We start from the raw sequence: 6,936 nt of genomic DNA, 5'->3' as shown, positions 1-6,936 counted from the left end.
AATCGGAGGTGTCGCCCCGTCTCGGGGGCTCGGAGATGTTAATAAGAGCCGGGCCCGCCACACCCCCGGGGGCCTGGTCGCGTCCCGCCTGACGCTGCCGTCCGGCGTCGCCACCGGCGACGTCACCTCGAACTCGGCCGTGCTGTGGGCGCGCTCGTCCGGCCGTTCGCGCCTGCACGCCACGCTGCGCGCGGTCGACGAGGACGGGAAGGTGCTGCGCGGCCGCTTCGCTCGCGGGCTGACCCTGCGCTCCGGCTGGGTCGACGGGGCCACCGACCACACCGCGAAGATCCTCGCGGACACGCTGCCCTCCGGCACCCGCTTCGAGGTGACGTACGCGTTCGAGGACGAGGCCGGCCGCCTGGGCGAGTCGGCCGTGGCCCGCTTCACGACGGCGCCCGGCGCGCGGTTCGGACGGAGGACCTCCGCCGCCCAGTCCTTCGTGTGGACCGCGGACACCGCGGGGCAGGGCTACGGCATCAACCCGGAGATCGGCGGCATGCGCGGCTACGCGGCGATGCACGCCACGAAGCCCGACTTCTTCCTGCACTCCGGCGACACGATCTACGCGGACAACCCCATCCCGGAGACCCTCGAGGTGGCCGGCGAGCCCACCTGGCGCAACCTCGTCACGGAGGAGACGTCCAAGGTCGCCGAGACGCTGAACGAGTTCCGCGGCCGCCACCGCTACAACATGATGGACGACAACCTCCGCGCCCTGTACGCGGACGTCCCCGTCATCGCCCAGTGGGACGACCACGAGACGACCAACAACTGGTGGCCGGGCGAGGTCCTCGAAGACCCGCGCTACACCCAGGTCCGTGACGTGGACACGCTGGCCGCCCGCGCCCGCCGCGCGTGGCAGGAGTACATGCCGATCGCCGACTCCACGGCCCTGCGCCGCGGCTCGGGCTTCGAGCCCGCCCGCATCTACCGCAGGATCCCCCGCGGCGCGACGCTCGACGTGTTCGCCCTGGACATGCGCACCCACAAGGGCGAGAACACCCCGGGGCTCGAGACCCACGAGACCCCGATCCTGGGCGAGGAGCAGCTGCAGTGGCTCATCCGCGGGCTGCGGGCGTCGACCGCCACGTGGAAGGTCATCGCCAACGACCTGCCTCTGGGCCTGATCGTCCCCGATGGCACGGGGCAGGAGTCCCTGTCCAACGGCGACGACGGCGCCCCGCTGGGCCGCGAGCTGGAGATCGCCCGCCTCCTGAAGGCGATCAAGGACCACGGCGTGAAGAACGTCGTGTTCCTCACCGGCGACGTCCACTACTGCGCGGCGCACCACTACTCCCCCGACCGTGCGGCGTTCACCGACTTCGAGCCGTTCTGGGAGTTCGTGGCCGGCCCCATCAACGCCGGCTCGTTCGGCCCGAACACGCTGGACGGCACCTTCGGCCCGCGCCTGGACTTCGAGGCGCACGGGCCGGTCATGGGCTCGCCGCGCTCCGGCGAGCACCAGTACTTCGGCCACGTCGAGATCCCCGAGGACGGCCGCGAGTTCCGGGTGCGTCTGATCAACGCCGCCGGCCGGACGGTCTACTCGCGCACGCTGACGGCCGCCTGATCCGCCGTGCCGGCGGCGTCGGCGGACCGTCAGTCGGTGATCAGGCCCTCCTCGCGGAGCCAGTCCCACGCGACCTGGGTGGGCTCCTCGCCGTCGACGTCCACCCGGGCGTTCAGGCGCGCGGCCGTCGCGTTGTCCAGGCGCGCGGTCACGGGCGCCAGCAGGTCGGCGATCTCGGGGTGCTGGGCCAGGACCTCCTCGCGCACGATGGGGGCCGCGTTGTACTTCGGGAAGAAGCTCAGCGGGTCCTGCAGGGTCGTCAGGTCCAGCGCGGCGATCCGCCCGTCCGTGGAGTACGCCTCCCCGAAGGTGCACGACCCGTCCGCCACCGCGGCGAACACCGCCCCGATGTCCATCTGGCGCAGCCGGGATCCGGTAGGCCGTTCGATCCCGTAGGACTCGAGCATGGGCAGGAACCCGTCGTTGCGGGCGGCGAACTCGGCGCTCACGCAGAAGGACTGCTCCTCCGTGGGGAGGTCCTTGATGTCCGCCAGGGTCTCCAGGCCGAGCTCCTCCGCCCGGTCCTGGCGCACGGAGAAGGTGTAGGTGTTGTCGAGTTCGGCCGGCGGCAGCCACACCAGGCCCTGCTGCGCGTCCTCGTCCCGGACCGCGGCCCACTGCGCCTGGGCGTCCGGGATCGGATCGGTGTGGCCCAGGTACGTGATCCAGGCCGTCCCCGTGTAGTCCCACTCGACGTCCACGACGCCTGCGACCTGGGCCTGGCGCGCACTGAGCGAACCCGGCATGTTGGTCAGATCCTCGACGTCGGCCCCCGCGGAGCGCAGCAGGATCGCGGTGATCTTGCCGAGCACGACGCCCTCGTTGAAGTTCTTGGAGCCCACCGCCACGTGGGCGCCCTCAAGGTCGATCCCGGCGACGTCGCCGGCGGGCGTGCCCGAGGGCAGGTAGCCGCCGGCGGTGCTCAGCCCGCACCCGGACAGGACCAGGGAGGCCGCCAGGCCGAGCGCGGCGAGCGCGGCACGAGCGGGGGTCCGGCCGCGGCGGCGGGGCGGGATGGTCGCGCGCGAGGTGGTCATGCGAGCCCCCTCGGCGTGGCCAGCGTCTCGACGAGGCGGCCGATCCACTCGATCATCAGGGCGAGGGCGGCCACGAGGATCGCCCCCGAGACGAGCAGCGGGAAACGGAACAGGACGATCCCGGTCTGGATGAGCAGGCCGAGGCCGCCGGCGTCGATGAACGTCGCGAACGCCCCGGTGCCCACCAGCAGCACCAGGGCGGTCCGCAGACCCGCCATGATCACGGGCAGGGCCAAGGGCAGCTCCACCCGGAGCAGGGTCTGCAGCGGCGACATGCCCATGCCGCGGGCCGCCTCGACGACGGTGGGGTCGACACCCCGCAGCCCGGCCAGCGTGTTGGCCAGCACGGGCAGGAACGCGTAGAGGGACAGGGCCAGGACGGCGACCCGGAAGCCGAACCCCCACGCCATGGCGAGCAGGACGATCACACCGATCACGGGAGCGGCCTGACCGGCGTTGGCCAGCCCCATGGCGACGGGGGTGAACCGCCGGGCGGCGGGGCGGCTCAGCAGCACGCCGAGCGGGACGGCCGTCGCCACGACCAGAACGGTGGACACGCCGACGAGGGCCAGGTGCTCGGCGGTGAGGCGCAGGACGGTGGGCCAGGTCAGCAGCCGGGCCTCGACGTCGTCGAGGGCGGCTCCGCGCACCCAGACGGTCCACCCGATCAGCAGGGCGGCCACCAGCAGCGGCAGGCCGATCAGGAGCAGGCGGTCCTCGGCGGAGGCCGCACGCAGCCGGGCGATCACGGCCGAGCCTGCTCGTCGCCGGCGCGGGCGTGCGCGCGCAGTGTCGGATAGTCGAGCAGACCGATGACCGTGCCATCACGGACCACGGCGATCTCCTCCGCCGGGGCCGTGACCAGCACGGCGAGGGCCTCGCTGATCGGGGTGGCCGCGTCGAGCACGGGCCCGCCCGGCAGCGTGACCGTCGGGTGCTGTGCGATCGGGCGCAGCGGCAGCGAGTCGACCGACCGCAGCCCCAGCCGCTTGAGCCCCGCCCCCGACCCCACGAAATCGGCCACGAACTCGGTGGCCGGCCGCGCCAGGACCTCTTCGGGGGTGGCGTACTGGGCCACGTGCGCGCCGGGTTCGAGCACCAGGATCCGGTCGCCCAGGAGCACGGCCTCGTCCACGTCGTGGGTGACCATCACGATGGTCTTGCCCACCCTGGCCTGGATGTCGAGCATCTCCTGCTGCAGGCGCTCACGGGTGAGGGGGTCGCCGGCACCGCCACGGATGGCCTACCGACCGGGCGACGGGCAGGACGGCCTGCGCTAGCGTGTCGGCCATGTCTCGCTCCCACTCCGATGCCCTCGACGCGTCCGGCCCCGACTCCGGGGGCGCCGTCGCCGTGCCCCGCCGCCGCGTCGGCCTGCTGCCCCGCATCCTCGTCGCGATCGTGGCCGGCGTCCTCGTCGGCCTGGTCGCGCCGACCTGGCTCGTGCAGGCCTTCGCCACCTTCAACGGGCTGTTCTCGAACTTCCTGGGTTTCATCGTCCCGGTGCTGATCCTGGCGCTCGTCGCCCCCGCCATCGGCGACATCGGCCGGGGCGCGGGGAAGCTGCTGGCCCTGACCGGCGGCATCGCCTACGGCTCCACCCTGGTCGGCGGCTTCGGCGCCCTGCTGGTCTGCCTGCTCGTCTTCCCGCTGATCCTCACGCCCGGGTCCTTCGAGGGGATGGCCAACCCCGAGGACGCGCTGCTCGGCCCGCTGTTCGAGGTGCAGATGGACCCGCCCTTCGGCGTGATGACGGCCCTGCTGCTCGCGTTCGTGCTCGGCATCGGCCTGACGATGCTGCCGCGCGGCGCCCTGCACGAGAGCTTCGACCAGCTGCGATCGATCATCGAGCGGGTCGTCATGGGCCTGATCGTGCCGCTGCTGCCCGTCTACATCTTCGGCGTGTTCCTGAACATGACCGCCGCCGGCGAGGTCTTCAAGGTCATCACCACGTTCCTCGGCGTGATCCTGCTGGTCTTCGGCCTCACCGTGGTGCTGCTGCTCCTCCAGTACGTCGTCGCGGGCGCGATCGCGGGCCGCAACCCGTTCACGGCACTGAAGACGATGCTGCCGGCCTACGCGACGGCCCTGGGCACCTCGTCCTCGGCGGCGACCATCCCGGTGACCCTGCGCCAGACCCTGCTGCTCGGCGTGCGCCGGCCGATCGCCTCGTTCGTCGTGCCGCTGTGCGCGACGATCCACCTGGCCGGCTCCACCGTGAAGATCGTCTCGTTCTCCATCGCGGTGCTGTTCCTCTCGGGCCAGTCGATCGACGTCCCGGTGTTCGTGGGCTTCATCTTCATGCTGGGCGTCACCATGGTCGCGGCGCCCGGCGTGCCCGGCGGCGCGATCGTGGCGGCCTCGGGCCTGCTGACCTCGATGCTCGGCTTCACCGAGCCGCAGGTCGCGCTCATGGTCGCCACGTACATCGCCATCGACTCCTTCGGCACCGCCACCAACGTGACCGGCGACGCCGCCATCGCGATGATCGTCGACAAGATCGCCGGAGACCGTCTCATCGAGGACTCCGAGGACGAGGGCCTGGAGCGCCTCGACGACGAGGGGGCCGCGACCGGCGCCGACGCCGGCTGACCCGCCCCGCACACACCACGGCCCCCTCCCTGTCTGCAGCTCCGGGACGGGGCCGTCGTCGGGACTGGCGGTGTCAGCCGCGCAGGCCCTGCTCCGCCTCGGCGCGCACCGCGCGCCGTTGCCCCGGGGAGCGCACGACGACGTCGCTCATCTCCTCGAGCGTCTTGCCCTTGGTCTCGGGCACGAAGGCCGCCACGAAGGCCAGGGACAGCGCCGCCATGACCGCGTACAGGCCGTAGGCGAGGGTCAGGCCGATGTCCGCCAACCACGGGAACGTGGTGGAGACGGTGAAGTTGGCCGCCCACTGCGCGGCGGCGGCCACGGCGAGCGCGCCGGCGCGGATGCGGTTCGGGAACATCTCGCCCAGCAGCACCCAGACCAGCGGACCCCAGGTGGCACCGAAGAACACCACGAAGGCGTTCGCGGCCACCAGCGCCACCGTGGACCACGGCTGCGGCAGGGACACGGACTCGGCGCCGCCGGTCTCCGCGAAGGAGAAGGCCAGTGCCATCAGGCCGAGGCTGACCGCCATGCCGGCGGAGCCGGCGATCAGCATGGGGCGACGGCCGACGCGGTCCACCAGGGCGATCGCGATGAAGGTGACGGCGATGTTCGTGACCGAGGTGATCACGGTGACCGTGAGGGCGTCCGACTCTCCGAAGCCCACCGAGCGCCACAGGGTGGTGGAGTAGTAGAAGATCACGTTGATGCCCACGGCCTGCTGGAAGACGGAGAGCAGGATGCCGATCCACACGATCGGCTGCAGGCCCGCCGCCGGTCCGCGCAGGTCCGCCAACGACTCGCGGTGCTCCGAGTCCAGCGAGCGCCGGATGTCCTCGATCATCAGGTTCACCCGGTCCACGCCGGTGAACTCGTGCAGGACCTCGGCCGCCTCGTCCGTGCGACCGCGGGCGACCAGGTAGCGCGGGGACTCCGGCAACTTCAGGGCGAACAGGCCGTACAGCACCGCCGGGACGGCCTCGGCCAGGAACATCCAGCGCCAGGCGTCGACGCCGAGCCAGAACGGCTGCGCCGCTCCCCCGGCCATCGTCGCGAAGAGCGCGTCCGTGAGGAGCGCGACGAAGATGCCCAGGACGATCGCCAGCTGTTGGAGCGAGCCGAGGCGACCGCGCACATGGGCCGGGCTGACCTCCGCGATGTACGCCGGGGCGATCACGGACGCGGCGCCCACGCCCAGGCCGCCGACCATGCGCCAGACGATCAGGTCGACCACGCCGAACGCCAGGCCCGAGCCGATGGCGGAGACCAGGAACAGGATCGCGGCGATCACCATCACGGGCACGCGGCCGCGGCGGTTGGCGATCGGCCCGGCGAACCAGGCGCCCAGCGCGCAGCCGATCAGCGCCGAGGAGACGGCGAAGCCCGTGAGACCGGCGCCGAGGCCGAACTCCCCGGCGAGCGCGTCCACGGCGCCGTTGATGACGGAGGTGTCGAAGCCGAACAGGAAGCCGCCGAGCGCGGCGGCGACCGAGATGCCGACCACCTTGGCGTTGAGGCGCGACGTCGCGGCGCCGCCGGACCGGGTCGCTGTCATGGTGGGTCCTCTCTGGGTCGCGCCCGACGGCCCGCTGCGCGCCGGTGCGTCCGCACAGTGTGTTCTCCGCTCAGCGAGCGTGCAAGTCGCACAGCCCCTCGCCCCGCCCACGGTGAGGCGGCGGAACGTCAGGGGGAACCGTGCCCGCTGTGCCCGCCGTGGTCGCCGCCGTGCCGGGA

Annotated in this window: 6 protein-coding genes; 2 read left to right on the top strand and 4 right to left on the bottom strand. The window is 72.3% G+C overall.

What is annotated here, in order from left to right; translation table 11 throughout:
* Nucleotide 1: 1 nt before the first annotated feature.
* Entirely contained in the window at nucleotides 2-1,573 is a 1,572-nt protein-coding gene (locus FLM69_RS06945; RefSeq protein WP_255502750.1) for an alkaline phosphatase, read from the top strand.
* Nucleotides 1,574-1,602: 29 nt separating this feature from the next.
* Here the strand turns inward: FLM69_RS06945 and FLM69_RS06940 are convergent, their stop codons facing one another.
* From FLM69_RS06940 to FLM69_RS06930, 3 genes are read right to left on the bottom strand one after another with little or no spacing between them, the layout of a single operon-like run.
* Entirely contained in the window at nucleotides 1,603-2,610 is a 1,008-nt protein-coding gene (locus tag FLM69_RS06940; protein ID WP_049160971.1) for a glycine betaine ABC transporter substrate-binding protein, read from the bottom strand.
* A complete protein-coding gene (locus FLM69_RS06935) occupies nucleotides 2,607-3,359 on the bottom strand; it encodes an ABC transporter permease (protein ID WP_036316433.1) in 753 nt (250 codons plus the stop codon). The genes FLM69_RS06940 and FLM69_RS06935 overlap by 4 nt, the downstream gene beginning before the upstream one ends.
* A complete protein-coding gene (locus FLM69_RS06930) occupies nucleotides 3,356-3,799 on the bottom strand; it encodes a hypothetical protein (protein ID WP_370510499.1) in 444 nt (147 codons plus the stop codon). Before FLM69_RS06930 ends, FLM69_RS06935 begins: the two co-directional genes overlap by 4 nt.
* 101 nt (nucleotides 3,800-3,900) lie before the next feature.
* Here FLM69_RS06930 and FLM69_RS06925 point away from each other — a divergent pair, with 101 nt between their 5' ends.
* Nucleotides 3,901-5,202, top strand: coding sequence for a dicarboxylate/amino acid:cation symporter (locus tag FLM69_RS06925; RefSeq protein WP_036316429.1), 1,302 nt, complete (start codon nucleotides 3,901-3,903; stop codon nucleotides 5,200-5,202).
* A 73-nt stretch (nucleotides 5,203-5,275) separates the two neighbouring features.
* Here the strand turns inward: FLM69_RS06925 and FLM69_RS06920 are convergent, their stop codons facing one another.
* Nucleotides 5,276-6,757 (bottom strand): sugar porter family MFS transporter, encoded by a 1,482-nt coding sequence (locus tag FLM69_RS06920; protein ID WP_141843619.1) that lies wholly within the window; start codon nucleotides 6,755-6,757, stop codon nucleotides 5,276-5,278.
* Nucleotides 6,758-6,936: the final 179 nt, after the last annotated feature.

This window comes from Micrococcus sp. R8502A1 (assembly GCF_006704135.1).
Taxonomy (GTDB): Bacteria; Actinomycetota; Actinomycetes; order Actinomycetales; family Micrococcaceae; genus Micrococcus; species Micrococcus luteus.
Note: the sequence above shows the minus strand (reverse complement) of the source record. Positions and strands in the feature narration are given on the sequence as shown.

Coding starts and splice junctions, on each gene's coding strand:
- FLM69_RS06940 (WP_049160971.1), bottom strand. CDS start 2,610: ATGACCACCTCGCGCGCGACCATCCCGCCCCGCCGCCGCGGCCGGACC.
- FLM69_RS06930 (WP_370510499.1), bottom strand. CDS start 3,799: ATGCTCGACATCCAGGCCAGGGTGGGCAAGACCATCGTGATGGTCACC.
- FLM69_RS06920 (WP_141843619.1), bottom strand. CDS start 6,757: ATGACAGCGACCCGGTCCGGCGGCGCCGCGACGTCGCGCCTCAACGCC.
- FLM69_RS06925 (WP_036316429.1), top strand. CDS start 3,901: ATGTCTCGCTCCCACTCCGATGCCCTCGACGCGTCCGGCCCCGACTCC.